At 61.3% G+C, this 25,798-nt stretch carries 23 protein-coding genes and 1 tRNA gene; 11 read left to right on the forward strand and 13 right to left on the reverse strand.

Translation table 11 applies throughout. The features are described 5' to 3' along the window. Positions 1 to 957 carry an alpha/beta hydrolase gene (locus C7T36_RS14910; RefSeq protein WP_045066366.1) on the forward strand — a complete coding sequence of 319 codons (957 nt, stop codon included), beginning with the start codon at positions 1 to 3 and terminating at the stop codon, positions 955 to 957. Positions 958 to 1,050: 93 nt separating this feature from the next. Next, complete coding sequence (locus tag C7T36_RS14915; protein ID WP_239654674.1) at positions 1,051 to 2,553, forward strand: HNH endonuclease signature motif containing protein; 1,503 nt, start codon at positions 1,051 to 1,053, stop codon at positions 2,551 to 2,553. A 28-nt stretch (positions 2,554 to 2,581) separates the two neighbouring features. On the opposite strand, the gene C7T36_RS14920 is transcribed toward C7T36_RS14915, so the two are convergent. From C7T36_RS14920 to rfbA, 3 genes are all read right to left on the reverse strand, one after another. Beyond that, positions 2,582 to 3,730, reverse strand: coding sequence for a S1C family serine protease (locus tag C7T36_RS14920; RefSeq protein ID WP_052683452.1), 1,149 nt, complete (start codon positions 3,728 to 3,730; stop codon positions 2,582 to 2,584). Positions 3,731 to 3,886: 156 nt separating this feature from the next. Continuing rightward, the gene (locus C7T36_RS14925) at positions 3,887 to 4,468 is read right to left on the reverse strand and encodes a dTDP-4-dehydrorhamnose 3,5-epimerase family protein (protein ID WP_033235142.1); all 582 of its coding nucleotides are present in this window, start codon (positions 4,466 to 4,468) and stop codon (positions 3,887 to 3,889) included. A 1-nt stretch (position 4,469) separates the two neighbouring features. Further along, positions 4,470 to 5,345 carry a glucose-1-phosphate thymidylyltransferase RfbA gene (rfbA, locus tag C7T36_RS14930; protein WP_033235232.1) on the reverse strand — a complete coding sequence of 292 codons (876 nt, stop codon included), beginning with the start codon at positions 5,343 to 5,345 and terminating at the stop codon, positions 4,470 to 4,472. Between the two features lie 188 nt (positions 5,346 to 5,533). Between rfbA and rfbB the strand changes: the two genes are divergently transcribed. After that, positions 5,534 to 6,538: a dTDP-glucose 4,6-dehydratase gene (gene rfbB, locus C7T36_RS14935; RefSeq protein ID WP_045066849.1), complete on the forward strand. Its 1,005-nt coding sequence runs from the start codon at positions 5,534 to 5,536 to the stop codon at positions 6,536 to 6,538. A gap of 5 nt (positions 6,539 to 6,543) precedes the next feature. Here rfbB and C7T36_RS14940 read toward each other — a convergent pair whose 3' ends face one another. Together C7T36_RS14940 and C7T36_RS14945 are read right to left on the reverse strand one after the other, a co-directional pair. Continuing rightward, positions 6,544 to 7,557, reverse strand: a complete 1,014-nt coding sequence (locus tag C7T36_RS14940; RefSeq protein ID WP_045066369.1) for a lysylphosphatidylglycerol synthase transmembrane domain-containing protein — start codon at positions 7,555 to 7,557, stop codon at positions 6,544 to 6,546. 100 nt (positions 7,558 to 7,657) lie between these two features. Continuing rightward, a complete protein-coding gene (locus C7T36_RS14945; RefSeq protein ID WP_033235140.1) occupies positions 7,658 to 8,374 on the reverse strand; it encodes a DapH/DapD/GlmU-related protein in 717 nt (238 codons plus the stop codon). Positions 8,375 to 8,484: 110 nt separating this feature from the next. Between C7T36_RS14945 and C7T36_RS14950 the strand changes: the two genes are divergently transcribed. Both C7T36_RS14950 and C7T36_RS14955 read left to right on the forward strand, forming a co-directional pair. Beyond that, positions 8,485 to 9,585: a DegT/DnrJ/EryC1/StrS aminotransferase family protein gene (locus C7T36_RS14950; protein WP_045066372.1), complete on the forward strand. Its 1,101-nt coding sequence runs from the start codon at positions 8,485 to 8,487 to the stop codon at positions 9,583 to 9,585. A 2-nt stretch (positions 9,586 to 9,587) separates the two neighbouring features. Further along, positions 9,588 to 10,568, forward strand: coding sequence for a Gfo/Idh/MocA family protein (locus C7T36_RS14955; protein ID WP_033235138.1), 981 nt, complete (start codon positions 9,588 to 9,590; stop codon positions 10,566 to 10,568). On the opposite strand, the gene C7T36_RS14960 is transcribed toward C7T36_RS14955, so the two are convergent. Beyond that, on the reverse strand, positions 10,523 to 12,730 hold the full coding sequence (locus C7T36_RS14960) for a hypothetical protein (protein ID WP_045066373.1): 2,208 nt from the start codon (positions 12,728 to 12,730) through the stop codon (positions 10,523 to 10,525). The genes C7T36_RS14955 and C7T36_RS14960 overlap by 46 nt on opposite strands. 163 nt (positions 12,731 to 12,893) lie before the next feature. On the opposite strand from C7T36_RS14960, the gene C7T36_RS14965 reads away from it, so the two are divergent. Both C7T36_RS14965 and C7T36_RS14970 read left to right on the forward strand, forming a co-directional pair. Further along, on the forward strand, positions 12,894 to 13,703 hold the full coding sequence (locus C7T36_RS14965; RefSeq protein ID WP_045066375.1) for a glycosyltransferase: 810 nt from the start codon (positions 12,894 to 12,896) through the stop codon (positions 13,701 to 13,703). Between the two features lie 59 nt (positions 13,704 to 13,762). Further along, positions 13,763 to 15,652 (forward strand): glycosyltransferase, encoded by a 1,890-nt coding sequence (locus tag C7T36_RS14970; RefSeq protein ID WP_045066377.1) that lies wholly within the window; start codon positions 13,763 to 13,765, stop codon positions 15,650 to 15,652. 3 nt (positions 15,653 to 15,655) lie between these two features. Here C7T36_RS14970 and C7T36_RS14975 read toward each other — a convergent pair whose 3' ends face one another. The 6 genes from C7T36_RS14975 to C7T36_RS15000 all read right to left on the reverse strand — a co-directional run bounded on the left by C7T36_RS14975 (position 15,656) and on the right by C7T36_RS15000 (position 21,014). Beyond that, positions 15,656 to 16,483: a TylF/MycF/NovP-related O-methyltransferase gene (locus C7T36_RS14975; RefSeq protein ID WP_045066382.1), complete on the reverse strand. Its 828-nt coding sequence runs from the start codon at positions 16,481 to 16,483 to the stop codon at positions 15,656 to 15,658. 46 nt (positions 16,484 to 16,529) lie between these two features. Further along, positions 16,530 to 17,627, reverse strand: coding sequence for a ribosome small subunit-dependent GTPase A (gene rsgA, locus C7T36_RS14980; RefSeq protein ID WP_045066850.1), 1,098 nt, complete (start codon positions 17,625 to 17,627; stop codon positions 16,530 to 16,532). Between the two features lie 160 nt (positions 17,628 to 17,787). Continuing rightward, positions 17,788 to 18,699, reverse strand: a complete 912-nt coding sequence (locus tag C7T36_RS14985) for a glycosyltransferase (RefSeq protein WP_045066384.1) — start codon at positions 18,697 to 18,699, stop codon at positions 17,788 to 17,790. Continuing rightward, entirely contained in the window at positions 18,696 to 19,502 is an 807-nt protein-coding gene (locus tag C7T36_RS14990; RefSeq protein WP_033235133.1) for an ABC transporter ATP-binding protein, read from the reverse strand. Before C7T36_RS14990 ends, C7T36_RS14985 begins: the two co-directional genes overlap by 4 nt. Positions 19,503 to 19,513: 11 nt before the next feature. Next, the gene (locus tag C7T36_RS14995) at positions 19,514 to 20,386 is read right to left on the reverse strand and encodes an ABC transporter permease (protein WP_045066386.1); all 873 of its coding nucleotides are present in this window, start codon (positions 20,384 to 20,386) and stop codon (positions 19,514 to 19,516) included. A 64-nt stretch (positions 20,387 to 20,450) separates the two neighbouring features. Next, positions 20,451 to 21,014, reverse strand: coding sequence for a bacterial proteasome activator family protein (locus C7T36_RS15000; protein WP_033235131.1), 564 nt, complete (start codon positions 21,012 to 21,014; stop codon positions 20,451 to 20,453). A gap of 131 nt (positions 21,015 to 21,145) precedes the next feature. On the opposite strand from C7T36_RS15000, the gene C7T36_RS15005 reads away from it, so the two are divergent. Next, positions 21,146 to 22,348: a cysteine desulfurase-like protein gene (locus tag C7T36_RS15005; protein WP_045066388.1), complete on the forward strand. Its 1,203-nt coding sequence runs from the start codon at positions 21,146 to 21,148 to the stop codon at positions 22,346 to 22,348. A gap of 16 nt (positions 22,349 to 22,364) precedes the next feature. On the opposite strand, the gene C7T36_RS15010 is transcribed toward C7T36_RS15005, so the two are convergent. After that, positions 22,365 to 23,354, reverse strand: coding sequence for an NAD(P)H-quinone oxidoreductase (locus C7T36_RS15010; RefSeq protein WP_033235129.1), 990 nt, complete (start codon positions 23,352 to 23,354; stop codon positions 22,365 to 22,367). Here C7T36_RS15010 and C7T36_RS15015 point away from each other — a divergent pair. From C7T36_RS15015 to C7T36_RS15025, 3 genes are all read left to right on the forward strand, one after another. Next, on the forward strand, positions 23,353 to 24,597 hold the full coding sequence (locus C7T36_RS15015) for an alpha-hydroxy-acid oxidizing protein (RefSeq protein WP_033235228.1): 1,245 nt from the start codon (positions 23,353 to 23,355) through the stop codon (positions 24,595 to 24,597). The two genes, C7T36_RS15010 and C7T36_RS15015, sit on opposite strands and share 2 nt — an antisense overlap. Positions 24,598 to 24,781: 184 nt before the next feature. After that, entirely contained in the window at positions 24,782 to 25,252 is a 471-nt protein-coding gene (locus C7T36_RS15020; protein ID WP_033235227.1) for a MarR family winged helix-turn-helix transcriptional regulator, read from the forward strand. A gap of 53 nt (positions 25,253 to 25,305) precedes the next feature. Next, positions 25,306 to 25,395 (forward strand) — tRNA-Ser (locus C7T36_RS15025). Positions 25,396 to 25,798: the final 403 nt, after the last annotated feature.

Here is a 25,798-nt window from a genome sequence, read left to right on the forward strand (position 1 = left end):
ATGTCCCTGTCTCCGATAATCACTCGCCGAACCGGCACGCGGTTCGGCAGCCCGAGTACCTCGTCGCGGATTCTGTACAACGTGTGTCGCGCGATGGTGCGTCCGGTTGTCGGAGTGGCGCCGTTGACATACGGCGCAATTCGGCGCGCAGCGGTATTGGACTCCGCAGCACGGATGCGAATTCCGTCGGGAATCGATCGAGAGATGATTCGTTTTCCTGATTCCGGCGGGGGATCGGGCTTCGACGGAGAACTGGTGCGCACAGCCGGTTCTACGGCCGATATTCGCGACGGAGCGGTTTTGTACCTGCACGGGGGCGGCTTCATGTGTTGTGGCCTCAACACACATCGTCCAGTGGTTGCGAGCATTGCCAAGCGGACAGGTTTGCCGGTGTTGCATCTTGCGTACCGGCAGTTGCCGTACACGAGCATCAGTGGATCGGTTGATGATTGCCTGAGCGCGTATCACTGGCTTCTCGCGCAGGGCGGATTACCGGAAAAGACTGTCTTCGCCGGTGATTCGGCGGGCGGATTTCTGGTGTTTGCCACAGCGTTGGCGGCGGCTGCCACTGATCTTGCGCCTGCAGGGTTGGTTGGGTTGTCGCCATTCCTCGACCTGGACTGCACCGCAAAATCTGCACACGCCAATGCTCGACGCGATGTCATCGCCCCGGTTTCTGCCTTGACAGCAATCGGTTCGTTGGGCGGCGTAATGCCGTCGCCGGTCGACGGAGACCTTGCAGGACTTCCGCCGTCGCTGCTGATAGCAGCGGAATCCGAAGTGCTCAGAGTGGACGCGGAACTGATGGCGCAACGACTTTCGATAGCCGGTGTCGAATGTTCACTGCAAATCTGGGACGGGCAGATTCACGCTTTCCCAGCGGTGTGGCCGAGTCTGCCCGAAAGCCGTGCAGCTCTCCGTGACGTCGCAACGTTTATTCGGGCGCGCATCGCCTGAGTCTTGACGGTGTTCATCTGACGCTCGTCTTGCTGGAGTTTCTTGTCGGACCCTCGGAATAGGGTGTGGTGCAAGTTCGAACCGGGGGGTTCAGTGAGCGATATTGCACCAGATGACGGGGGTCATCGCCAGTTGGTCGATGTGTTGTCGTGCGCTGCCGAAGAATTGGTGCAGTGCTCGTCTGCGGCGTTGACCGACGACGGAATCATCTCTGCATTGCGAGATCTCGAGCGAACAGTTCGGCTGATCGATGCTGTTGGTTATCAACTCGTGGCCGAAGGAATGGAACGTAGCCTGCACGTGGGACAAGGGCTTCGGTCGCCGAATCAACTGCTCGTGCAGGTTCTCCGTATTTCTGCGTCGGACGCGTCACGGCGTGTGCGGGCGGCACGGTCTGTGGTGCAACAAGTTTCGGCCTTCGGGGAGCAGACTCCCGCGGTGCTCCCCGAAACCGCTGATGCAGCACGTGACGGGGATATCGGCCGTGATCACATATCGGCGATCGCGGATGTCATGCACAAAGCGCCTGCGGCACTTGATTTCGAAGACCGACAAAGCCTCGAAATGGTGCTCGCCGAATACGCGCGCACGGGCACTCCGGAAGGAGTGACGGCTGCCGGCATCGAGGCATTGGCTTGGCTCAACCCAGACGGTGAACTAACCGATGACAGGGATCGGCGACGTCGGCGGTACCTCAGTGTGCGCAGACAGGACGCAGATCTGATGGCACGGATCTCCGGTGAGCTCGATCCGGTTGCAAAGGCACAACTTGATGTTGTGCTGGCCAAATGGGCGAGACCAGGGATGAACAACCCGGATGATCCGGAATCACCCGGCGGGGACTGCTCTGAGGTGGGCGAGTCGGCAATTGCGGCAGCAGCGTCACGTGACACACGTACCGCCGGTCAGCGAAACCACGACGCATTTTCAGCGCTGTTGAAATGTGTCCTCGACGGAGGTGTGATGGGCAACCATCGCGGCCTTCCCGCGACAGTCATCGTCACCATGACATTGGAGCAGTTGGAGGAATCGATCGGTGGCGTGGCAACCACGGCAACCGGCGGTATTCTGCCGATTCGGGACGCGCTCGCGATGTCCGAGAAATCCCATCCGGTGTTGGTTCTCTTCGATCATGACGGCCGTCCGCTGCATTTCGGTCGTGGGAAGCGCCTCGCGACTGTTGATCAGCGCCTGGCGCTTATTGCAGCTGACCGGGGATGTACGCGGCCCGATTGCGACGCACCACCCTCGCGGTGCGCTGTCCACCACATGACCGAATGGAATGATGACGGGCTCACCGATATCGAAAACCTCACACTCGTCTGCGACAGCTGCCACGGTCTCGTCAAAAAGGGCTCGCAGGGCTGGATCACCAACGCGCGGAACGAGAACGACGGGTACACCGGAAGAACGGAGTGGACACCGCCGGCGCATATCGATCCGGAACGGCGGCCTCGAGTGAACTCCCGGCACCATCCACGAGAATTGCTGGAACGAGCGCATTCGATCATTGCGTGGCGCAAGAAACTACATCGAGGAGACCCGAATCGGCAGAGACGGTCTTCGAGAGAGGATCAAGATCCTGAGCCGAATTGAAGAGCTTGATACAGGTCAACGTGGCAGTTCAACGCGGCGGTCCCTCGTCGAGGACGAGGGAATCTGACCGCTGTTGGCCTTGCGCGTCGAACCAGATCAGGTCGACCGTATCGCCAGGGTGACGCATGCTCATCGCGATATTCAGGTCGGACGTCGAGGCGATGGGAGCTCCCCCGAAATTCGTGATCACGTCACCTTCGGTCAACCCGGCAAGCTCTGCTGGCGAATCGAAGCTCACTGCAACCACTTCCGCACCAGGCGGGGAGCCCGCGTGATCTTTGACTGCTACGCCGAGCACCGGCGTGGGGCCTACACGTACCGTCTCCGAGGAGCGACCACTGAGTATTTGGTCGACAATCGGAAGCGCGGTGTCGATCGGGATCGCGTAAGACTGCGGGGCGGGTGAGACTTCCGTTCGATCTTCGATGGCGATGGCATTGCCGGCGCTACTGACTCCGATCAATTCGGCAGCAGCGTTCACAAGTGGTCCGCCGGAATCGCCTGGCCGGATGTCGGCATTGACCTCGATGAGGCCCTTCAGCTGATTTCGTGAGCCATCCGTCGAATTGCGAGTGTTGACTGTGACCCCGAAACCGGTGATGGTGCCGAGCGCAGGAAGTGGAACTCCTTCCCCGTCCGCGTTTCCGATGGCGGTAACCGGATCACCTCGCGCGGCTGTCTGTGAGCTTCCCACGGTGGCAACTGGAAGGTCGGACGCTCCGACGAGCCGGAGTACTGCGAGGTCTTGGCCGCTGTCGTAACCGAGTACTTCTACGTCGTAGATCAGTCCATTGGACATGTTCACGGCCGTGATTTCGGTGCCACCGCTGATCACGTGATGGTTGGTCAAGACCACCCCGTCCGGAGACAGGACAATACCTGTTCCTGCCGTGGTGGTGAACCTGGCGGACGAAGTGATGGTGACAATGCTGGAGACGACCCGCGCGACCAGTTCTTGTGGCGTCAGCGAAATCGCAGGCGGCGGCGGGGTGGTGGTGATGACCGTGACGGGTGACTGGGCGTTCGGTTGCAGTGAGTTCGGTTGCAGTGAGCTCGGTTGCAGTGAGCTCGGTGTCAGCGGCGGCGCGGCCAGCGTGAGACCACCGAGTCCCAGGACGAGCAGTACGGCGAGCCACAGGCCCCGTTTGGTGCCGCGGCTACCACTGTCTTCGCTCATCCGTGGACCCATGTCGTCGGTGTACCCATGTCGCCTGTGTACCCATGCCCGTCGGTTACCAGTACCGGTGTATCTATTTTGGTGCAGATTACCGATTCGGCGGTGGTGCGGTCACAAAACGGGGCACTAGAACCTGGGCGCCTAGAACCTGGGCGCCTAGAACCTGGGCAAGAGTCCTTGCGTGCGAAGTGCCTCGAGTGATGGTGCGGCACTATCTTTTGCAGACAGTTCATAGGCCAGGGGGTGACCTGCCCGGTCGGTTGTTGGCCAGGCGATGTTCAGTTCCGGATCGAAAGGGTCGAGGTCGCGGTCGAATTGCGGGGAGTACTCGATGCTGCAGAGATACATGACGGTCGATCCGTCCTCGAGGGACAGAATGGCGTGCCCCAGGCCTTCGGACAGGTAGACCGCTTTGCGGTCGATGTCGTCGATCAGGACGGAATCCCATTCGCCGAATGTCGGGGATCCGACGCGCAGGTCGACGATCACGTCGAGGAAGGCCCCTTTGACGCAGGTGACGTACTTGGCTTGCCCGGGAGGTGTGTCGGTGAAGTGGATTCCGCGCAGACTGCCCGCTGCAGAAACCGAGCAATTAGCTTGCGCCAGTTCGAGGTTGCGGCCTGTTGCGGCCGTGAATGCGGAGCTCTTGAACCATTCGAGGAAAACGCCGCGGTTGTCTCCGAACTGTCGGGGAGTGATTTCCCAAGCTCCGGAAATTTTCAGTTCGCGGATGTCCATGTCACCATTCCTTGCCGTGTTCGAGTAGGGCGAGGAGGTAATCGCCGTAGCCAGATTTACCCAATGTTTCTGCTTGGGAGCGCATTTGGTCGGAGGTGATGAATCCCTGCCTCCAGGCAACTTCTTCGGGTGAGCCGATTTTGAGGCCCTGACGATGCTCGATTGTCCGCACGTAGTTGGCGGCTTCGAGAAGGGAGTTCGAGGTGCCGGTGTCGAGCCAGGCGGTTCCACGGGGGAGGATATCGACTTGTAGACGACCCGCGTCGAGGTAGTGGCGATTGACGTCGGATATCTCGAATTCGCCTCGGTCGGAGGGCTTTAGGTCTCGCGCGATGTCCACAACGTCGCTGTCGTAGAAATACAGTCCGGGTATGGCGTAGTTCGATTTCGGGGATTCCGGCTTTTCCTCGATGGAGATCGCGCGTCCGGCGTCGTCGAACTCGATGACCCCGTAGGCGGTGGGATCGGAGACCCAGTAGGCGAAGATCGCCCCTCCGTCGATGTCGGAGAATCGCTTCAACTGGGTGCCCAGACCCGGACCGTAGAAGATGTTGTCGCCCAAGACAAGTGCAACAGATTCGCTCCCGATGTGTTCGGCGCCAAGGACGAATGCTGTTGCGAGTCCGTTCGGTTCGTGCTGGATCGCGTAGGTCAGATTGACCCCGAATTGGGAACCGTCACCGAGTAGGCGCCTGAATTGTTCGGAGTCGTGCGGCGTGGTGATGATGAGAATGTCGCGAATGTTCGCCAACATCAGGGTGGAAAGCGGGTAGTAGATCATCGGCTTGTCGTAGATCGGCAGCATCTGCTTGCTCACTCCGAGAGTGATCGGGTGCAGGCGAGAGCCTGTGCCGCCGGCCAGAATGATTCCACGCATACGTGCAGTGTCCTGCACGTACGCATATCGAAGCAAACGGATCGGGCACCGATGTGCAAACGGATCGGGCACCGATGGGCAAACGGATCGGGCACTAATGGGCAAAGCGGTCAGATCCGACGAGCAAACCGGTCAGGCGCCGACGGGCGGTAAGGTTCGAAGGGTTCGGCAAGCTTGAGGAGATGAACGTGCGACTGCTGGTCACCGGGGGTGCCGGGTTTATCGGCGCCAATTTTGTTCACCAGACGGTGACTTCGCGTCCAGGCGTCGAGGTTACGGTTCTCGATGCTCTCACCTATGCCGGTAATCGGAGCTCACTTGCCGAGGTGGAGGATCGTATCCACTTCATTCACGGTGACGTCGCCGATCAGGGCTTGGTGGACGAGTTGGTAGCGCGGTCCGATGCGGTGGTGCATTTTGCGGCGGAGAGCCACAACGACAATTCGTTGAGTGATCCGGAACCGTTTATCCGAACTAACGTGATGGGCACGTTCTCGCTGCTGCAGGCTGTTCGGGCGCATGAGGTTCGGTATCACCACATCTCGACGGACGAGGTGTACGGCGATCTTGAACTGGATGACCCGACGCGATTCACCGAGTCGACGCCGTACAACCCTTCGAGTCCGTATTCGGCGTCAAAGGCGTCGAGCGATCTGATTGTGCGGGCATGGGTGCGTTCGTTCGGGATCGAGGCAACGATCTCCAATTGCTCCAACAATTACGGCCCGTTTCAGCATGTCGAGAAGTTCATCCCGCGCCAGATCACAAATCTGATCGACGGTGTGCGTCCCCGGTTGTACGGGGAAGGTCGCAACGTTCGCGATTGGATTCACGTCGACGATCACAATCGTGCCGTCTGGGACATCCTGGAACGAGGCAAGTCGGGCGAAACGTACCTGATTGGCGCGGATGGTGAAACGGATAATCGGACGGTGATTGCTGCCCTGCTCGAGATTTTCGGGCGCAAACCAGACGAATTCGACTTTGTCACTGACCGTCCAGGGCACGACATGCGGTACGCGATCGATCCGACGCGAATTCAACGGGAACTGGGATGGCAGCCGCGGTATCGCAATTTCCGCAGTGGATTGGAAGCCACCGTGGAGTGGTATCGCGACAACGAACAGTGGTGGCGTCCACAGAAGGCTGTCACCGAGGCAGGCTATTCAGCTTCGGAAGCTGTCGTGGACTGAGCGGCTTACTGGACTTTGTCAGCTCTGGCTTTGCTGGGATCGGGTACCCGGGAACGCTCGTGCACGAGAGCGTTGCGCAGGACCCGCGATCCCGAGAGCGCAGCCACGACGCCGGCAAAGACTTCGCAGAGGGTGAAGAGCAGCCTCGACGCCAGCGCGAGGCCGAGCGCGACGCCCGCATCCATGAACGGCGAAAGCGCCGCGACGATGACGGCTTCGCGGACACCGATTCCGGACGGGACGACAAATACCAGGACGCCCGCGCACATACCGAGGGCGAGAGCCCCGATGCATTGGACGAGCCCACGAATTTCGAATCCCGCCGAGCTGGACGCGAGCAGCCACAGTTGGATGCCGTAGAGCACCCAACTAGCTGCGCACCAACCCAGCGCGAGGGCTATTTTGTGCATTGTGAGCGGTTTGTGCAGGGGTGCGCGGCGGAGCAATTTCAGCGCGAGGTTCACCAAACGGGTGAGGACGGGTGGGTACGCGCAGACCAATGCGATCGGTACCAGGATGATCACGCCAACCGCTGCTACCGTGCTGACCTCGAACAGAGCAGGTAGACCGAAGAGTCCCACGACCAACGCCGAAGTTGTACTCAACCCCACCGTGACCAGCACTGCGACAAAGCCTGCGGCCCGGGACACGCCGGCGCGCGTCACGAGTTCCGTTTGCAGCACAAATGCCCACACACTGCCGGGAAGGTACTTGCCGAGTTGGCCGACCAGATAAGCGCGGGCAGCGTCGAACGCCGGGATCGGTTGTTCCAGGGCACCGAGTGCGTGTTGCCAGGATCGCACTGCGGCGCCCATGCCGAGGAAGATGAACAGCGACGACGCAGCGAGCGTCCACCAGTTCAGGTCGGTGATCGTGCTTTTGACGGCGGCCCATTGGGACTTCACCGCAAAAATGATTGCAATGACGATCGCGACGGTGACCAGAACTTTGAATCCGTTGACGAGCAGTCCGCGCAGAGTGTTCGGCTTCGCGGCTGGCTCGACATCGTCGACCGGCATTTCGGGTTTGGGATGTTCGGATTCGGGGGGTGTACTCACGCGCCTGAAACTTCCCACCCGTTCGTCATTTGCCTGACGATACCAACCAGGGTTCTCCCAGCTACACAACGAGTGGTTTGTCGGCCCGTTCGCGCCACCAGGTGAAGGCGTCGCGCAGAGAATCCGGGAAGGCGGCTAAACCGTCGAAGCTTCCGGCGGCGTAGATCGCCGCAACTGCCTCGATAGCTTCTTCGGAGATGCCCGAACGGCTCATACCGATCCGGTTGACGCCGTGCAGTGACACCGGATTGCCGAAGGCCTTGGCAAACGGAGGAACGTCTTTGACCACCACGGTTCCCATGCCGATCATGGATCCGGATCCGATGACGCGTCGCTGGTGAGCGACGGTATGCATCCCCAGATTGACGCCGTCTCCGACGCTGACATGCCCGGCGAGCGTAGTCCCGGACGACACGACACACCGGTCACCGACCTGAACGTCGTGTTCGATGCCGACACGGTTCATCACGAAGCAATCGTCACCGATTTCGGTGCGTCGTTCGCTGCCCTGGTGGACGGTGGTCAGTTCACGGATTGTGGTTCGGGCGCCGATGCGGATTCCGAGGCCCGCGCTGTCGGACCACGAGGTGGGATGGTGTGCGCCGAGGATCTCCGGTGGTGCTCCCAGCACGGCTCCCGCCCCGATCCAGCAGTCGTCGCCGATGTCGAGTGGACCGGTCAGGACTGCGTTCGGTCCGATCGTTACACCGGTCCCGATCAGTACTTCGGCGCCGACCAGGGCGGTGGGATGGATATGGCAGTCAGGTCGTGAAGACATGCGTGTTCCGGAATCCTCTCGAAGTATCGAATTGCGTTTCGATACGCTTCGTTGGTTGTCGGAGTATTTCGTTCCGACGACAGTCGGATGAATCTATCGGAGGTAACTCAGTGATCGCGATATCCAGTATCTCGTTCGGGGAAGAAGTCGAGCGCGAGGTGCTGGACACTCTGCGATCGGGGATCGTCGCGCAGGGCCCCAAGGTCAAGCGGCTCGAGGACGAGTTCGCGGCTTTGGTCGGTACTCGTCATGCGGTGGCGGTGAACAATGGCACCACGGCGCTGATCGCGGCACTTCAGGTTCAGGATCTGCAGCCCGGTGACGAGGTTCTGACCACGCCGTTCACATTTGTTGCCACGTTGAATGCGATTCTCGAGGCCGGTGCGACGGCCAGGTTCGCCGACATTTCCGAGTCCGATTTCAATCTGGACCCCGCTGCCGCTGCAGCCAGAATCGGCGATCGTACGAAGGTGCTGATGCCCGTCCACCTGTACGGCCAGTCGGCTGACATGGGGGCGTTGATGCCGTTGGCCACGACGCATGGCCTGACCGTCGTCGAGGATGCCGCTCAAGCTCACGGTGCGACCTTCGAGGGACGCGGCGCCGGCAGTTTCGGGTTGGGCTGCTTCTCGTTTTACGCGACGAAGAACCTCACGACCGCCGAAGGCGGAATGATCACCACTGACGACGACGCGACAGCCGACCGACTTCGTGTCCTGCGTAACCAGGGGATGCGGGCTCGCTACCAGTACGAGATGGTCGGCCAGAACTACCGGATGACCGATCTACAGGCAAGCTTGGCGCTGCCGCAGATGGCGACGTACATGCAGCAGGTCGAGGCGCGTCGACGCAATGCGGAAGCCTTACGAGTCGGTTTGAAAGATGTCGACGGGCTGATCCTGCCGGCTGAGCTGTCCGGCCGCGGACATGTCTGGCACCAGTTCACCTTGTTGTTGGCCGAGGACGCACCGATTTCTCGCGACGAATTGAGCGAGCGTCTCGCAGCGAAGGACATCGGCAGCGGGATCTACTACCCCAAGGCTGTGTACGACTACGAGTGCTACCGCGAACATCCCCGTGTGGTGATCGAGGACACGCCGGTTGCGACGTCGGTGGCGTCGCGGTGCTTGAGTATTCCGGTCCACGCGGCATTGTCCGCCGGAGATGTCGATCAGATCGTTGCCGCAGTGCGCGGCGCTATGGAGGCCTGAAAATGACCACGAGCAAGCCCCGTATTGCCCTTGTCGGCTCCGGTCAGATGGGTTCGCTGCATGCGCGTGTCATCGCGCAGTCGGCTTTGTGCGAGTTGGAGTTGTTGATCGAGCCGCGCGAGGAACAGGGCAAAGCTGTTGCGGAGCGGTTCGATACGCGCTGGGCTGCGGATTTCGACACACTCGACGGTATCGACGCCGTGGTGATCGCCGCAGCCACACCGGCCCACTACGAGTTGGCCGGACGGGTTCTCGATCTGGGTAAGCCCGTTCTGGTGGAGAAGCCGTTGGCCGCGACATACGAGCAGAGCGTCGACTTGGTCGATCGTTCACGCGCGTCCGGTGTTCCGCTGATGTGCGGTCTCCTCGAACGCTTCAATCCAGCTGTTCGCACTGCACGCGAGTTCTCCGGCGATGTGTGGCAGGTTAACGGTATTCGTCACTCTCCGTTCGTTTCTCGCATTCCGACGGGCGTCGCGACAGACTTGTTGATTCACGACATCGACTTGGCTATCGGATTTGCCGGTTCGGAGCCGAGTTTGGCTAAAGGCGAGTTCGGATACTTCCATCCGACTTCCGTGCAGAACCGGTCGGAAGATTGCGCCGACGCTGTGCTGCGTTTCGATTCGGGTGCGGTGGCGACTATTTCGGCCAGCCGAATCAGCCAGCGCAAGATCCGTCAACTGTCATTGCTCGAGGCTGATCGACTCATCGAGATCGATCTGCTTCGTCGCGACATCACGATCTACCGTCACATCGACGACAACATGCCCACCGATCGGGACGGCTACCAGCAGCAGACGGTCATCGAGATTCCGACGATCCGTTACAGCGAGGAGCCGCTGGCAGCGCAGTTGACGCATTTCCTCGGGTTGGTGCAGGGAACGGGTGATGCGGACGGTGAGCGGGCGTCAATTCTGCCCGCTCACCGTGCGGTTCACGAAGTCACGGAATCTGCGCTCGCTGCGACGCTTTCTTCCTGATTGCGCCGCGTTCGGAACGCCCAGGCGCCTTGAGACAAGGCGACCAGTAGCCCGACGCCGGCGATGCCCCATCCGAATGTGCTTCCAGGCGGGGCGAATTCGATGGTGAGTGTCGATCCGGCGTCGGCGCTCGGCGGTAGATCGACTTGCAACAAGCCGCCGGGGCTGGCCTTCGTTTCCACCGACTGCCCGTCTACGGTTGCGGTCCAGCCGGGCCAGGCGAGCAGGGCGAAGGTGACCGTGCCTGATCCGGTGTACTCGACGGTTTCCCGGGTGTCCGTTGCGGCGGCGCCGCCCTGAACATCGAGTCCCGGTGTGGTTGCGGAGACACGACCGTCCGGCCACTGGTGATCGGTGGTGCGGCGGCCGACCGTGACGACGCGATCGGGCGAGACGGTCCAGTCGCTCTCGGGAAGGGCGTCGAGTGCGTTTTTTCCACCGTACGGTCCGGAATTCTGAACGACGACGGTATCGATGCGCATCGCGTCGAGCCAGGACACGCCGGTGCCCGGTGACTCGGCGAGTAGTCGATCGACTGCGTCGGGGCACTGGACGCCGCCGTAGTAGTTCAGGCACAGGGCTTGAACGAAGTCGTTGTAGCTGATTCCCGCGTAGCTGTTTACGGCGTCGACGCCCGCAGGCTGCCAGGCATTTCCGAACAGCAAATCGCCCCATTGTCCGGTTTGGTTGTCGAGCGGAATGTTGACGGGATCGGCGATGGCGAAAGTTGTTCCTTGGTATCGGTCTTCGAATTTCGATTCCAGGAACGCGATCTGCCGCGGGAACTTCCACGGTGTGACGTTGTAGTTTCCGGTGAACCAGAAGTTTGTCTGGGCACTGAGCACTACGACGATTCCGGCCGCGAGTGCACCTGCCAGGTATCGGGGTTTCCGGTAGGCCACGATCAGAGCGACGGCCGTCAGAACCACGGTGATGAGCAGCGATGCGAAGTGAATGCCGATGTCTTCGGGGACATTCGACCAGGCGAGATAGAACTGGAGCGCCAACAATCCTGCGGTGATGATCGATCGCGCGCGGATTCGATCACGCTGCAAGCCTGCGGACAGAGCAACCGCCGTGACAACGATGGCGGGCAGTTGGCCGTATTCGAGAAGTCTTGCCGGCCAACGGAACAGCCACAGATTCGACGGGCCGAGAAGCAGCACCACGTAGATTCCGCCGAAGACGAAGAGCGAAACACTGTGACGCCCCAGCGTCTTGAGCGAACTCCATCGAATCCAGGGAGCAAGCGGGATCAGGAACCAAGCCAGGTAGACCAGGGGAATCGTCATGGCAGGTGATGCAAATGCCGTGACGTACGGCTGGTTGGAAGGTCCTGAAACGTTGATCAGATCACCGAGATCGGGGCGTAGCGAGCCGTCGTTCGCGATGCCGGACTGCGTGCGCACGGATACGCCGGTGGTGAACAGAAGTGGCAGGTACACGATCAGCGACATCATGATGATCGCCGTGGCACTGATGAGAAGTGACCGGATACTGCCTGCCCGTTTGATCGCGATGCATTCCGCGATGACGGCGATATAGACGACAGCGACGCCAACCGCTCCGTACGGGTTGCCGGTGGTCATGGCGAGATAGCCGAATGCGATCGGTACCAGCGGATTCACGCGCCCGAGTGCACTGGCACGCGTCGACCACCACACGTGCGGGATCCACGCGAAGGCGATCAGTCCGGATGCCCAACTGGAAGCGTCGAAGTAGAGCGTGTAACCGGCGAATGGCATGGCAAATCCGGCGATGAATGCCATCGACCGGTTTGCGCCGTACTGCCGAGCCACGAGGTAGACACCGACGGCAAGTATCGCCATGAATTGCATTTTGACGAGCGTGATCCCGATGCCGAGGTTCGGAATGAGCGCGATGGCAACCGAATCCAGAAGGATCACGGGATTGTATGTCCCGTAAAGGGCTTCGGCGGTGACGTTTCCACCGGCCCACAATTCGGGAATGAGCGTCGGCCACGAACCGGACAGAATTCGTTCGCCGATCGTGTGCCATCCCGGCGTGAAAGCTGCTGCACTGTCGTCCCAGTAGTAGAACCAGCGATTGGAAATCAGTGGGATTGCCGCGACGATCGAAACCAGAGCGGCGAGCAGAATCGGCGGCACTACGCGTTGAGCAAGCGGCAAGTCAGATTTCACGATGTGCTTTCGTCGTCGAGTCGATGGCTGTACTTCGGAGCCCGGGGCGTGCCCTATCCCTCAGAGCCCTGTTTCTCAGTGCCCTGTTTCTCGGAGCCCATTTCCTTGGAGCGTAGTATTCCGACGAGTTCGAACTGCAGTCGGGGAAGAAGGAGATCGGCACGTGGCGACATCGCGGACGGAACCCGTTCGTGGGGAATCAGCTACGCCGGAGCTTTCGGTGGTCATCCCCGCATACAACTCAGGAGAGGTACTGGAGTCGACGGTGCGACAGTTCGCCGAGTACTTCAGCGCCAACCCTGCCAAGAGCACCAGCCCAGTCGAGATCATCGTCGTGGAGAACGGTTCCACGGATAACACTGCGGACGTGTGTGCCGCGTTGTCGGCTGCCTGGTCCTGGCCGGCCGTGACTTTCCGTCCCATGACCAGTGACAAAGGCATGGGTGCGGCACTGCGCGCGGGAATCATCGCGTCACGGGGAGAGCGTGTGTTGCTCACCGCGGACGATCTGCCGTTCGGTTTCGGCGACATCGAAGGCGCGAACCGTGTGATGGCTGATTTGGGGTCTGTTCCTCCCGTGGTCATCGGTTCGAAGGCCCACGCGGAATCCGAGGTGCAGCGTGGCCTGTTGAGAGCGATCATGACCGGTGGATTTGCCACCCTTCGACGAGCCATATTGGGTACCCGGACGGGTGATCCGCAGGGAACGTTCATCGTCGACGGCACCTTGGTGCGCCAGATCGCGCCGGCTTTGGCCGAGCGAGGTTTTCTGTTTACGACGGAACTGGACTACGCGCTGGAATTGGCGGGCGTGCGCCCTGTGGAGGTTCCGATTCGTCTCAGTGACGATCACCTCGCGCATGCAAGCCGGATTTCGCCCAAGGACGTCATTCAAATGGCAAACGGATTGTTGTCGCTTCGCCGGCGAAAGAAGGAGCTGGCCGCTGTGGCCGGCCCGGGGTACCGCGGGTAGAACCAGCGTGGCCTGGTGCTTGCGGCAGGGCTGAGCGGGTTCGCGATACCCTGCGAGGTGTGGATACCGCGAAAGTGACCGATGGCCAGTCCGACTCCGGGCAGTCCGACTCCGGGGTCGAGTTGACCGAACATCGTGCGAGCTCGGATCGCCTGGTGGCGCAGCGGACGTTGTTCACCGGAACCTCGCCCGTCGCAAGTGACGAGTTGTACGCCGTAACCAAGGTCGGCATGTCGACACGATCTCGGTTCGAACTGCGACTTCAGCCCGGAGCTGTTGCGCACACCAATACTTTCTTCGGTCGATTTCCGGCCAGCTACTGGCAGCGCTGGACGGCTGTCACCGAGGTCACCGTCACCGCACGAGTCGTAGCCGAGACGGCCTGCCGCGTTCAAATTCAGGCGTCCGACATCGGTGGTCACCGTCGTATCGTGACCAATGTCGTTGTTACCGGAACCGAGCAGATTTCCATGACGGCGCCTCTCGACACTTTTGTCGACGGCGGCGCGCTGTGGTTGCAGTTCGAAGCGCAGGGCGGCGGCGCAGTTGTCGACGACGTCGAATGGTCCGTCGTTTCACCGAAGCTGATCCGGCCGGTAGCGGTAGCGATCTGCACGTTCAACCGCGCCGACGACTGTGCGCGCACCGTCGAGGCTCTTGCGTCCGACGAACGCGTGTTGGGGTTGCTCGACGCGTTGTACGTCGTCGATCAGGGCACCGATCCGGTGGAGAGTCGTGAGCTTTTCCAGGAAGTGTCGAAGAAGTTCGGATCGCGCCTGCAGTACCTGCGGCAGGCGAACCTGGGCGGTGCCGGCGGTTTCACGCGAGGACTGTACGAGGCGTCGGAGGCCGGACCGCACTCCGACGTGATTCTGATGGACGACGACATTCTGTGTGAACCGGAATCGGTCCTTCGACTGAGTGCGTTTGCGAACATGACAACGGAACCGGCCTTGATCGGCGCTCAGATGCTTTTCCTGTTCAATCCCGACTACTTGTTGGCTTCGGGTGAACGCGTCGATCTGGGCACCCTTCAGCGCGGTGTGCCGACCGACGAGCACGGGGTCCGTAACCGGAGCGTGCTCGAGAAGCTGCCGGAACGCCGAGTGGACGCCGAATACAACGGCTGGTGGACGTGCCTGATCCCCGCTGAAGCCATCGAACGCATCGGGCTGCCCCTGCCGGTGTTCTTCCAGTGGGACGACGTCGAGTACAGCCTGCGCGCCGGACGGGCCGGAATCCCCACCATCACGTTGCCGTCGGCCGCGGTCTGGCATGCGGACTTCTACTGGAAGGACGTCGACGGTTTTGCCCACTACTTCAGTACTCGCAACGGTCTGATCACCGCGTCACTCGATCCGGGTTTTGCGCCGAAGACACTGGCCAAGCAACTGGCCCGGGATATTTCGCATTCGATCGTCGGTTTGCAGTACGGCCTCGCGCACACACAAATCCGGGCGATCGAGGGATTCCTCGAAGGCCCGGCGGGCCTGGCCGACGGTGGGCAGAAGGCGTTGGCGACGATCAACCAGGAACGAAAGCGGTTCCCGGAGACGGTGACTCGTCCGGCGTCTGAGTTGCCGGGAAGGCTGCCGATTCGCCGCGTTGCGCCCAGTCCCAAGACCGGCCTGTGGACCGATCTTGTTCTTGCGAAACGCGCTGTGATGCAGGCTCGCAACCAGCTCGAGCGGGGTCCGGTGGCGATCTCCTACGAGGACGCGCAGTGGTGGCACGTCGGACGCTTCGATCATGTCTTCGTGACCGACGCTTCGCAGGGTGGCGTGCGTGAACGCCGCTTCGACAGTGAGACGGCTGCCGAGATGAGTGGTCGCCTTGCCGGCGTGATCAAGCGATTCCTGGCCGAAGCACCAAGTGTCGCTGAGGCATTCGCCCGGGAGTTCCCGCAGCTCACCAGCCGCGAGAACTGGGCTCGCCTGTACGAGAAGTGACTCTCACCTGACTATCTTGGCTATCACCTGTTCGTTGTCGAAGGTGTAACCGACGTACTCGAAGGAGATGCCGGTGCGTGTGACGTATTCCGTCCACGCCCGGTATTCGTGGTTCTGCCACCCGGGGTAGTTGAAGAATTCGTCGAACACGATGATCGATCCCGGGACTAGGCGGTCTCCGAGTAGATCGAGCACCGTCTTGGTCGACGAGTAGAGATCGGCGTCGAGGTGCAGGAACGCCACGGTTTCACGTTCCTGGTCGAGGAATATCGGTAATGTTTCCTCGAAAAGCCCTGGAACAAGTTGTGCCCCAGGTACTTCGGGGAGAGATTCCTGAGCGAACTCACCGGCCGGAAATCCGGTTCGCCATGTTTCCGGTAGCCCGGAGAACACGTCGAAGCCGGCAACGATGCCATCACGTTCGTGAAATTCGTCGGCGATGATCTTCAAGGTCGTTCCGGATGCGACGCCGAATTCGAGTGCCATTCCTGGAATCTCGACCAAATTCAGTGCGTGTCGCAGTGTGTCGTGAGGATGACCGAACGTCTGCGCCACCCGCATATGTTCCAGGATGAACGACGCGCTCGACGCGGTTGCTTCCAGATCGACTGCGTACGCCAGATCGCGGCGTTGACGGTATTCCAGTTCGTCGATTCTGCGCCGAAGGCCCGCGATATCTTCGCGGGCCCCGGCCAGTTCGTCGTGCGAGCGTGTTAGTTCGTCGAGAATCTGCCGTGTGCGCTCGGCATTATGGCGGTCGGCGTTCTCGATCACCTCGGATACCGCACGCTGAAGCTTGGTCCTGGCGCTGGAACGGAACTGCTCGAACATGGCAACCTCTCGTCGGGATCACTCCCATGCTGCCAGGGTTCGGCCGTTACTGCCTTCGGCCCCGGTAATGATCCTTGATGCGGCGGGAGAGCACCTTGATCTCTCGCGTGCGTTCCGCCTGCAGACGGGCGTCGCTGCGTGCGGCGTTCCACGCGTTCTCCCGCTGTAGTTTCCGATAACTTCTGAGTCTCCGCTCGTCGATATCACCGCGTTCGAGTGCACCCACGACCGCGCACCCAGGCTCGGAGTTGTGTGCGCAATCGGAGAACCGGCAGGCCGAGATCAGTTCCTCGATCTCGGGGAACGTCTTGTCGATACCCTCGCCGGCGTTCCACATGCCGACGCCCCGCAGCCCCGGAGTGTCGATGAGCGTCCGGCCGCCGGAAAACGGAATCAGTTCTCTTGTCACGGTGGTGTGGCGTCCTTTGCCGTCGCCGGCCCGCACCCGGCCCGTTTCGAGTACGCAGCTCGCGGCGGTATCACCGAGGAGCGCATTGGCAAGAGTTGATTTGCCGGCGCCGGAAGGACCGAGTATCGCCACGGTGCCGTCCAGAACTGCGTCGAGTATGTCCATTCCCTCGCTGGTTTCGGCGCTGACGGCGAGCACTGTTGCGCCGGGTGCGACGGCGGAAACTTCGGCAAGAACGGCGGAAATATCAGGAGCTGCATCGGTTTTGGTGAGCGCGACGACCGGTGTTGCGCCGCTTTCCCATGCGAGTGCGAGTAGTCTCTCGATGCGTCCGAGGTCGACGTCACCGTCCGACGCCGTGGTGATGACGACGGTGTCGACGTTCGCGGCCAGTATCTGACCTTCGGATTTTCCGGATGCCGCGGATCGAACGATGCTGCTCGATCGCGGAAATATCGAAGTGACCGTGGGTGTTTCGGTCTCGCCCGTGGTGGCGAGCGCAGTGTTGGCGCGCGTGACTTTGGAGACTGCAACCCAGTCGCCGGTACACAGCGAAGTGCTGCCACTGAGTGCGCGGACGGTACCGGTCGCGACGGCAACGTCACACTGGCCGCGGTCCACGCGTATGACGCGCCCAGGTTCCGTGTCAGGTGAATTGACAAGCAGTGCGTCGAATGTTTCCGAAAGTGTTGCGTTCCAACCGTATTCGGTCAGTAATGTGCTGTTTTCTGGCATGGTGAAGGTGTCCTCGAGTACGAAGAATCGTGAGTATTGACGGTGCGATAGGTGCAGAACACGACAGTCATCAATACTCACTCCTCGAAAATCTCAGGACGCACCATGCGTCGGTGCAGAATCGTCTCAGACGGTGGCAGAGCGGTGCAACCGAATTAAATTAACTCGGGCGCTCGAACTTCTCTTCCCGGCCGAGTTTGCGCAGTCGCATCCACTCGCGCAGACCTGCGGGATCGCGCCGCGTGATCAGGAAGTACCAGCCGAACCGAATCCATTCCTGCGGAAGCAGTTTGCGCATTCCGGGCTGTGCAAGGATGTACCCACGGTTGCGGTAGGTGAAGAAGCGCTTCGTATCGTTGTCCGGGTATTGCGTGTGCATCCGCCCGCCGAGAATCGGCTTGAATTCCTCGGCGCCGTTGGGATGTACGTAGGCGGTCTTCAGGCACGTGCCGAATTTCAGGCCGGATCGTACGAGTCGACGGTGCACTTCCACTTCATCGCCGCGGACGAACAACCGAAGATCCGGAACACCGACAGCGTCGATGGCGTCGGCGGTGAACAATGCGCCGTTGAAGAGGGATGCGATCCCCGGCAGAAGGTCCTCGTCGCCGAGTTCGGAGGTGTCGAGTTCGCTACGCAACCGACGCCACGAGGTGCCGCGGCGCAGGGGGAACGCCAGGCGGTCGGGATCGTCGATGTCGCAGACGACGGGAGAGACCTCGGCAAGGTCGTGTCGGAGCGCGCACGCGAGCAGTGTTTCGAGCACTTCGGCTCCCTCGGGGCGACCGTCGTCGTCGGCGAGCCAAACCCGGTCTGCGCCGAGTGACAATGCATACAGAATGCCAAGGGCAAATCCTCCGGCACCGCCGAGGTTGTGCTTCGAACCGATGTAGCTGGTGGGCAGGGAAGCGCCTTCGACCAGTTCGCGCACCGCGTCTTCGTCGGCGTTGTCGACGACAACGAGGTGATCGAGCGGCCGGGTCTGCGTGCTGAGCACCTTCAGCGATTCGGCCAGCAGTTCACGACGCTTGTGTGTGACGACGACCCCGATGATCTTCTCGGGTGTGCTCACGCGGGCGTCTCCCGTTCCATGTCTCTGATCACGTGGCGGACATGTTCGGCGGCGTCGTCGCCCTCGTAGGCACGGACGACGTCTTCGATGTCACCGTGCATGCGGATCTGGCCGTGGTCGATCCACATCGCGCTGTTGCACAGTTGGGCGAGGAACTCGTTGGAGTGGCTTGCAAAGACCAGGATGCCGGAGCGTTCGACCAGTTTCTGCAGGCGTACGCGGGCCTTTTTCATGAATTCCGCGTCGACGGCGCCGATGCCTTCGTCGAGGAGCAGAATTTCCGGGTCGATGCTGGTGACAACACCCATGGCGACGCGCACGCGCATGCCTGTGGAGTAGGTGCGCAGTGGCATCGAGAGGTACTCGCCGAGTTCGGTGAATTCGGCGATCTCATCCATTTTCGCGAGCATCTGCTTGCGAGTCTGACCGAGGAACAGGCCGCGGATGATGATGTTCTCGTAGCCGGAGATCTCGGGGTCCATCCCGACCCCGAGATCGAAGACCGGCGCGACGCGGCCACGGATGGTGGCTGTTCCGCGGGTCGGTTCGTAGATCCCGGAGAGGAGTCGCAACAAGGTGGACTTGCCCGCGCCGTTATGGCCGACCAGTCCGATGCGGTCGCCTTCTTTGAGGGTCATCGTGATGTCGCGGAGAGCTTCGACGACAACAACATCGGAGTCGTTGCGGCCGATGGATCCGCCGGCCTTACCGAGGAAAGCTTTCTTGAGCGAGCGGGATTTGGCGTCGAAGATCGGGAAGTCGACGCACGCGTTCTGCGTGTGGATGCTGACTGGCTGACTCATGTGTTTTTCCTCTAGACCCAGTAGGGCACGCGTGCCCGGTACTTGCGGAGTGCCAGGAGCGCGACGGCCCAGCCGACAACGGTGAGGGCGATGACGATGTACCAGTGGTATGCCTGCTGATCGGTTCCGATAAGTGGTGCTCGGATGATCTCGAGGTAGTGGTACAGCGGGTTGAGTTCGGCAAGCTTCACTCGGTCTGCGGCTTGTCCGCCCTGATCCTTGAGAGCCTGCGTCGTCCACATGATGGGTGTCAGCACGAACAGCAGCAGGGTGAGGCTGCCGAGGATGGGTGCGATGTCGCGGTACCGCGTGGAGAAGATGCCGAACACGATCGATACCCACAGTGTGTTCGCCACGATCAGCACGAATGCGGGTATTGCCGCGAGCGCCGTCCAGCTCATGTTCTGCCAGATGCTGAACGCGAACAGGAGGACTATGTAGATCGCGAAGTTGTGCGCAAAGAACAGCACTTGACGCCACACCAGGCGATACACGTGCACGCTCAGCGCCGACGGCAGCTGCTTGATCAGGCCCTCGTTGGAAATGAAGACTTCGGAGCCCTCGAGGATGCTGGCGCTGATCAGGTTCCAGACGATCAACCCGACCGTGACGTACGGCAGGAACTCCTTGAGCGGGATGTTCAGCAGAGCGGAGTACAGGAGGCCCATCGCCGCGGCCTGGACACCGGTGGCGATGGTGATCCAGAAGGGGCCGATCACTGACCGGCGGTACCGCTGCTTGATGTCCTGCCAACCGAGGCTCAGCCACAACTCGCGCTGCCGTAGTCCATCGCGCAGGTCTTTGAAAGCGCGATGGAAGGTCTGGGAGTCGGACACGGGCACAGGTTGCTCCGACGTCTCGGATTCGGTTGCGGATGCTGACACGGAGGTCGAGCCTACCGGCCCCGGTGCAGTGCGAACTTTTCCTCGGGTGTTGTGGTGGCCGGAGTTACAGATATTGGCCGGTGCCGGGGGACTGTTGGTCGGGGTGCCCGGGGTTCCCCGGTGTGTGCGGGACGCCGATGCTCATGCCCGGAGGTAGTGCACCTTGACGCATTTGTTCGAGCTGGGCACGTGCCGCCATCTGCTGGGCGAACAGTGCTGTCTGAATGCCGTGGAAGAGGCCTTCCAGCCATCCGACCAGCTGTGCCTGTGCGATCCGCAGTTCTGCGTCGGTCGGAACGGAGTCGTCGGTGAAGGGCAGTGTCAACCGTTCGAGTTCTTCGCGGAGTTCCGGTGCGAGGCCCTGCTCGAGTTCGCGGATCGAGGATCGGTGGATTTCCTTGAGCCGTACTCGGCTGGCGTCGTCGAGCGGTGCGGCGCGCACTTCCTCGAGGAGCTGTTTGATCATGGTGCCGATTCGCATGACCTTGGCCGGCTGCTCGACCATGTCGGCGATCGATTCGCCTTCGGGCTCCCTGGCGTCTTGCCGATCGGTGTTTGTCTCCGCGCCGTTTGTCTCCGCGCCGTCGGGGCCGATGACCAGTATCCGTTCTTCCTCTGGCTTGTTCATAGCTCCATCTTGTCGTGTCAGGGCGACAAACTGCACTTAACCCCGAAAAGGTAACCGAAAAGTAACTGTACTGACGGGTATTTCGGTGTCTGCCTTCGACTACAGAGCCGCATGCCCCTAGAGTGTCGAGCATGGCTTACGACGTTGCCCGCGTTCGGGGATTGATTCCCTCACTCGGTGACGGCTGGATCCACCTCGACCCGCAGGCGGGAATGCAGATTCCCGACGCAGTCTCTCGGACAGTGTCCACCGCATTCCGGGCAGCCGCGTCGTCGTCGTCCGGTCGGCACGTCTCGAACCGTCGTAGCGCGGCAATCCTGGACAGTGCTCGTTCCGCCGTTGCAGATCTCGTCGGAGGTGATCCGGCGGGTGTTGTCCTGGGCTCGGACCGGGCGGTCCTGCTGGCCTGGCTGGCAGAGTCTCTGAGTTCGCGACTGGGCCTCGGTACCGGTCTGGTGCTCTCCCGGCTCGACGAAGAAGCAAATGTGGCGCCCTGGCTGCGCGTCGCCGGTCGGTACGGCGCACAGGTGCGTTGGGCGGAAGTTGAAATCGAGACGTGCGAACTACCTAGTTGGCAGTTCAACGAGCTTATTACCTCCACGACGCGACTTGTAGCTTTGACTGCGGCTTCGCCGATCGTGGGTTCGGCGCCCAATGTGCGTGCCGCGGCGGATCGGCTGCACGAATTCGGCGGCCTCATGGTCGTCGACGCTGTTGGTGCTGCTCCCTACGCGCATTTGGATATGGCCGAACTCGGCGCAGACATCATCGCGGTCAGTGCGCCGTCCTGGGGTGGTCCGCAGGTTGGTGCGCTGGTGTTCCGCGATCCCGGCCTGCTCGACCGTATCCCCGCCGTCTCGCTCAACCCGTACGCACGTGGTGCCGAACGTCTCGAAGTGGGTGGGCATCAGTTCGCGCTGCTGTCCGGGCTCACCGCGTCGATCGATTTCCTCGCAGGCCTCGATGAATCGGCCACTGGCAGTCGCCGCGAGCGCCTCGAAACGTCGATCAGTTCACTGCAGAACTATCAAGACGGCCTTTTCGAGCACCTGCTGCGGTCCCTGTCCGCGCTGCCCCATGTCATGGTCATCGGGCATGCACCGACGCGGGTTCCGACGGTCAGCTTCACGCTCGATGGAACGGCTGCCGACAAGGTGGCAGCGCATCTCGCAGACAAGCGGATTGCGGTCATGAGCGGCACTCACGGCAATTCGCGCCTCCTCGACGCGTTGGGTGTCAACGACGAGGGTGGCGCGGTCACGATCGGGTTGGCGCCGTATACGACGCGATACGAGATCAACCAACTTGTTGCCGAACTCGGCACGCTCGGCTGATCTCGTACCTGTTACGTCACTTCACGGTGAGGATGACCTTGCCTACCGTTTCGGGCGAATCCAGCAATTGGTGAGCTAACGGCGCTTCGGTGATCGGAAGCTCAATGGAAACGACCGGTTGGACGGAACCGTCGGCGATCAACGGCCACAGTTTGGCTCGAACGTCGGCCACGATTTCGGCTTTTCCGCCTGGCCCCGTTATCGGACGCCCACGTAGGCCCGTCGCGGTGATGCTTCCGCGTTTCCCCAACAACTTGCCGATGTCGACTTCGCCCTTGCGTCCGCCCTGCATCCCGATGACGACGATGTGCCCGTCCGCCGCGAGGGCGTCCACGTTCCGGCCCAGGTACGACGCTCCCATGTTGTCGAGGATGATGTCCGCGCCGTGTCCGTCGGTGGCTTCGGCGAGAGCGGCGACAAAGTCCTGTTCGCGGTAGTTGATCGTGATGTCCGCGCCCAGCTCACGGCAGCGCGCCAGTTTTTCCTCCGAGCCGGCGGTCACGGCAACTCGCGCACCGAGAGCTTTGCCGACCTGGATGGCGTGGGTTCCGATTCCGCCGCCGCCTCCGTGGATCAGCAGAGTGTGTCCGCGGCGCAGTCCGGCGCGCATGACAACGTTGGACCAGACCGTGCAGGCGACTTCCGGCAAGGATGCCGCGACTCGCAGATCCACTCCCTCGGGTACCGGAAGGAGTTGTGTCGCAGGTACTGCCACCTTCTCGGCATATCCGCCACCGGCAAGCAGTGCGCACACTTCGTCGCCGACAGCCCATTCGGTGACACCTTCGCCGAGCTGGCTGACGACGCCGGAGCATTCGAGTCCGAGGACGTCACTCGTGCCGGGGGGCGGCGGGTAGAAACCTTGGCGTTGCAGGAGGTCCGCTCGGTTGACGGCGGTCGCGGCGACGTCAACCAGAACATGCCCGCGAGGCACTTCCGGATCGGGCTGCTGCGCCCAGGTCATGACCTCGGGGCCGCCGGGCTGGTCGATAGTGATGGCGTACATGGATACGACGCTAGCGAATCGCCCCGCAATAGGAGGGGTTGGCGCTACCGTCGCTGTCGTGACTTACTTCGGGAACATGCAGAACGAGATCTACCTGAGCGGCCTGGGCGGCACCGTCCCGTCGCTGCCCATGACAGCGGCTGGGCTGGAAGCTGCCGCGCGTGAGCAACTCTCACCCGAAGCCTTCGGATATATCGCGGGCAGCGCTTCGACCGAACGCACCGCAGCATCGAACCTCCGGGCGTTCGAGAAGCACGCGATAGTGCCACGCATGTTTCGAGGTGCCGCCGCCCCCGATGCCCGTGATCTGAGCGTCGAGGTGCTCGGTACGCGTTTGGCTGCGCCGATTTTGACCGCGCCGGTCGGAGTACTCGGCTTGGTACACGACGACGCAGAGGTTGCGGTCGGTTCGGTCACGTCGGAATTGGGTATCGGCTCGGTTTTGTCGACTGCGGCCTCGTCGACCATCGAAGATGTCGGCGCGGTGTCGGGAGATAACTGGTGGTACCAGCTGTACTGGCCGGCGGACGACGAGCTTGCCGAATCGCTTGTCCGCCGTGCTGACATCGCGGGAGCGAAGGCCATCGTGGTGACGGCCGATACGCCCGGCATGGGTTGGCGTCCAAGGGATCTGGAACTGGGGCACTTGCCGTTCCTGCGGGCGAAAGGCATCGCGAACTATCTGTCCGATCCGGTCTTCCGTGCAAAGTTGGCGACACCGCCCGAGGAAAGTGCGGAGGCACTGCAGATTGCGGTTCTGACGTGGGTGTCGCTGTTCGGCAATCACGCCGTTCGGATGGCAGATATTGCGAAACTTCGCCAGTGGACGTCACTTCCGATCGCGGTCAAGGGAATTGTCCATCCCGACGACGCTCGCGCCGCGGTTGCGGCCGGTGCCGACGGAATCATCGTGAGCAACCACGGTGGTCGTCAGGTGGACGGGGCGATATCCGCGTTGGACGCGTTGGGGCCCATAGCGTCGGCCGTCGGACACGAAGCTGACATCCTGATGGATTCGGGTATTCGGTGTGGTGCGGACGTGATCATCGCGCTGGCGCTCGGAGCAAAGGCGGTTTTGTACGGGCGGCCGTGGGTATACGGCTTGGGATTGGCCGGAGCGGACGGCGTCCGCCATGCTTTGCGGAGCCTGCTCGCCGATTTCGATCTCACGATGGGACTGGCTGGGGTGTCGTCGGTGGGGGAAATCGACAGGTCCCTATTGGTGGCCACTTCCGGACATTAGCGCCCTTGGCCGCTTCAGGACTTCAGGCCTGTGAAGAAGACTGAATGTGGCGTATGCAGGTCTAAACTGGGGAGCCGTGACAACTGACACTACAACCGACGAGGCACCCGTACTCCGGGAGCCGTCCAGCGTACCGGCGGAAACGTCGCCTTCGCAGCAGGAAATGCTGCCTTCGCAGCAGGAAATGCTGCCCGCGCAGCAAGAGACTCCGTGGCTGACGCCTGCCGAGATGCGTGCCTGGCGCGGCTACATGGACGGCAATCAGCGGCTCATGGAGGTCTTGAACCGGGAGCTGCAGGATTCGCATGATCTCTCGTTGGCGGATTACCGCATCCTCGTGATGTTGTCGGAAGCCCCGGACGGTTCAACTCGGATGAGTGACTTGGCAGACGGTGTCCTGTCCTCTCGTAGCCGCCTCACGCACCAGATCCGTCGCATGGAGTCTCAGGGCATAGTCGAGCGCACTACCTGCGCCGAGGACGGGCGTGGCGTGCTTGCGCAGATCACCGACGAGGGCCGACGACGCCTCGCTGCTGCCGCACCCACCCACGTCGCCGGCGTGCGCAAAAATCTCGTGGATTTGTTGACGCCCAATGAACTGGAAGTGCTGGCAGACGTCTTCTCGAAGGTTGACGCGGCCATCGGCGATCGCTGAGTAACGGGGAGCCGTTTTCACAGTTCGCGAGTGCACCGGATAGTATCGCCCACGGAAGCGTGGCAGAGCGGCCGAATGCACTCGCCTTGAAAGCGAGCGTGGCGTTAAACCCACCGGGGGTTCAAATCCCTCCGCTTCCGCCAACAGTCCCTCACCTGCTTGCGCAGGTGGGGGACTTTTTTGTCGCCAGCTGCAGAGACACGGTTCAATCTATTTGTTGCAGTACGCAACCTTGCGGGGATATTCAAGAATGAATCGCGGATTTGTGGATGTTCAACTGAACAGTTAGGCCACTAATTCGCGTAATTACCTGACCATTCGGATAGGTATTGACGTGGACTTGGGCAACTTTTATTTCCACTTCGATGTTTTGCAATCGAAAGCATATTAGAGAAGCGCCGCGATGCGGTGTCGCGCCGTAACTGTGCTGACTGACTATTGTTATTGTTCGGTGACCGAAAGAATGAAATAAGTTCTGTCCGTTACTGTTTCGACTCCGAATTCAGGAACTCTCCCTAAGTTGGCAGAGCAGAGCAACCCCACCAT

Origin of the sequence: Rhodococcus sp. AD45-ID (genome assembly GCF_003023755.1) — a bacterium.
Lineage (GTDB): Bacteria > Actinomycetota > Actinomycetes > Mycobacteriales > Mycobacteriaceae > Rhodococcus_F > Rhodococcus_F globerula.

Bases quoted from the DNA above. Each gene is read 5' to 3' on its own strand.
- C7T36_RS14920 (WP_052683452.1), bottom strand. From the start codon at position 3,730: ATGAGCGAAGACAGTGGTAGCCGCGGCACCAAACGGGGCCTGTGGCTC.
- C7T36_RS14910 (WP_045066366.1), top strand. From the start codon at position 1: ATGTCCCTGTCTCCGATAATCACTCGCCGAACCGGCACGCGGTTCGGC.
- C7T36_RS14945 (WP_033235140.1), bottom strand. From the start codon at position 8,374: ATGTCTTCACGACCTGACTGCCATATCCATCCCACCGCCCTGGTCGGC.
- C7T36_RS14975 (WP_045066382.1), bottom strand. From the start codon at position 16,483: ATGTTCGAGCAGTTCCGTTCCAGCGCCAGGACCAAGCTTCAGCGTGCG.
- C7T36_RS15015 (WP_033235228.1), top strand. From the start codon at position 23,353: ATGGATACGACGCTAGCGAATCGCCCCGCAATAGGAGGGGTTGGCGCT.
- C7T36_RS15000 (WP_033235131.1), bottom strand. From the start codon at position 21,014: ATGAACAAGCCAGAGGAAGAACGGATACTGGTCATCGGCCCCGACGGC.
- C7T36_RS15020 (WP_033235227.1), top strand. From the start codon at position 24,782: ATGCTGCCCGCGCAGCAAGAGACTCCGTGGCTGACGCCTGCCGAGATG.
- rfbA (WP_033235232.1), bottom strand. From the start codon at position 5,345: ATGCGTGGAATCATTCTGGCCGGCGGCACAGGCTCTCGCCTGCACCCG.
- C7T36_RS14940 (WP_045066369.1), bottom strand. From the start codon at position 7,557: ATGCCGGTCGACGATGTCGAGCCAGCCGCGAAGCCGAACACTCTGCGC.
- C7T36_RS15010 (WP_033235129.1), bottom strand. From the start codon at position 23,354: ATGTACGCCATCACTATCGACCAGCCCGGCGGCCCCGAGGTCATGACC.
- C7T36_RS14990 (WP_033235133.1), bottom strand. From the start codon at position 19,502: ATGAGTCAGCCAGTCAGCATCCACACGCAGAACGCGTGCGTCGACTTC.
- rsgA (WP_045066850.1), bottom strand. From the start codon at position 17,627: ATGCCAGAAAACAGCACATTACTGACCGAATACGGTTGGAACGCAACA.
- C7T36_RS14925 (WP_033235142.1), bottom strand. From the start codon at position 4,468: ATGGACATCCGCGAACTGAAAATTTCCGGAGCTTGGGAAATCACTCCC.
- C7T36_RS14955 (WP_033235138.1), top strand. From the start codon at position 9,588: ATGACCACGAGCAAGCCCCGTATTGCCCTTGTCGGCTCCGGTCAGATG.
- C7T36_RS15005 (WP_045066388.1), top strand. From the start codon at position 21,146: ATGGCTTACGACGTTGCCCGCGTTCGGGGATTGATTCCCTCACTCGGT.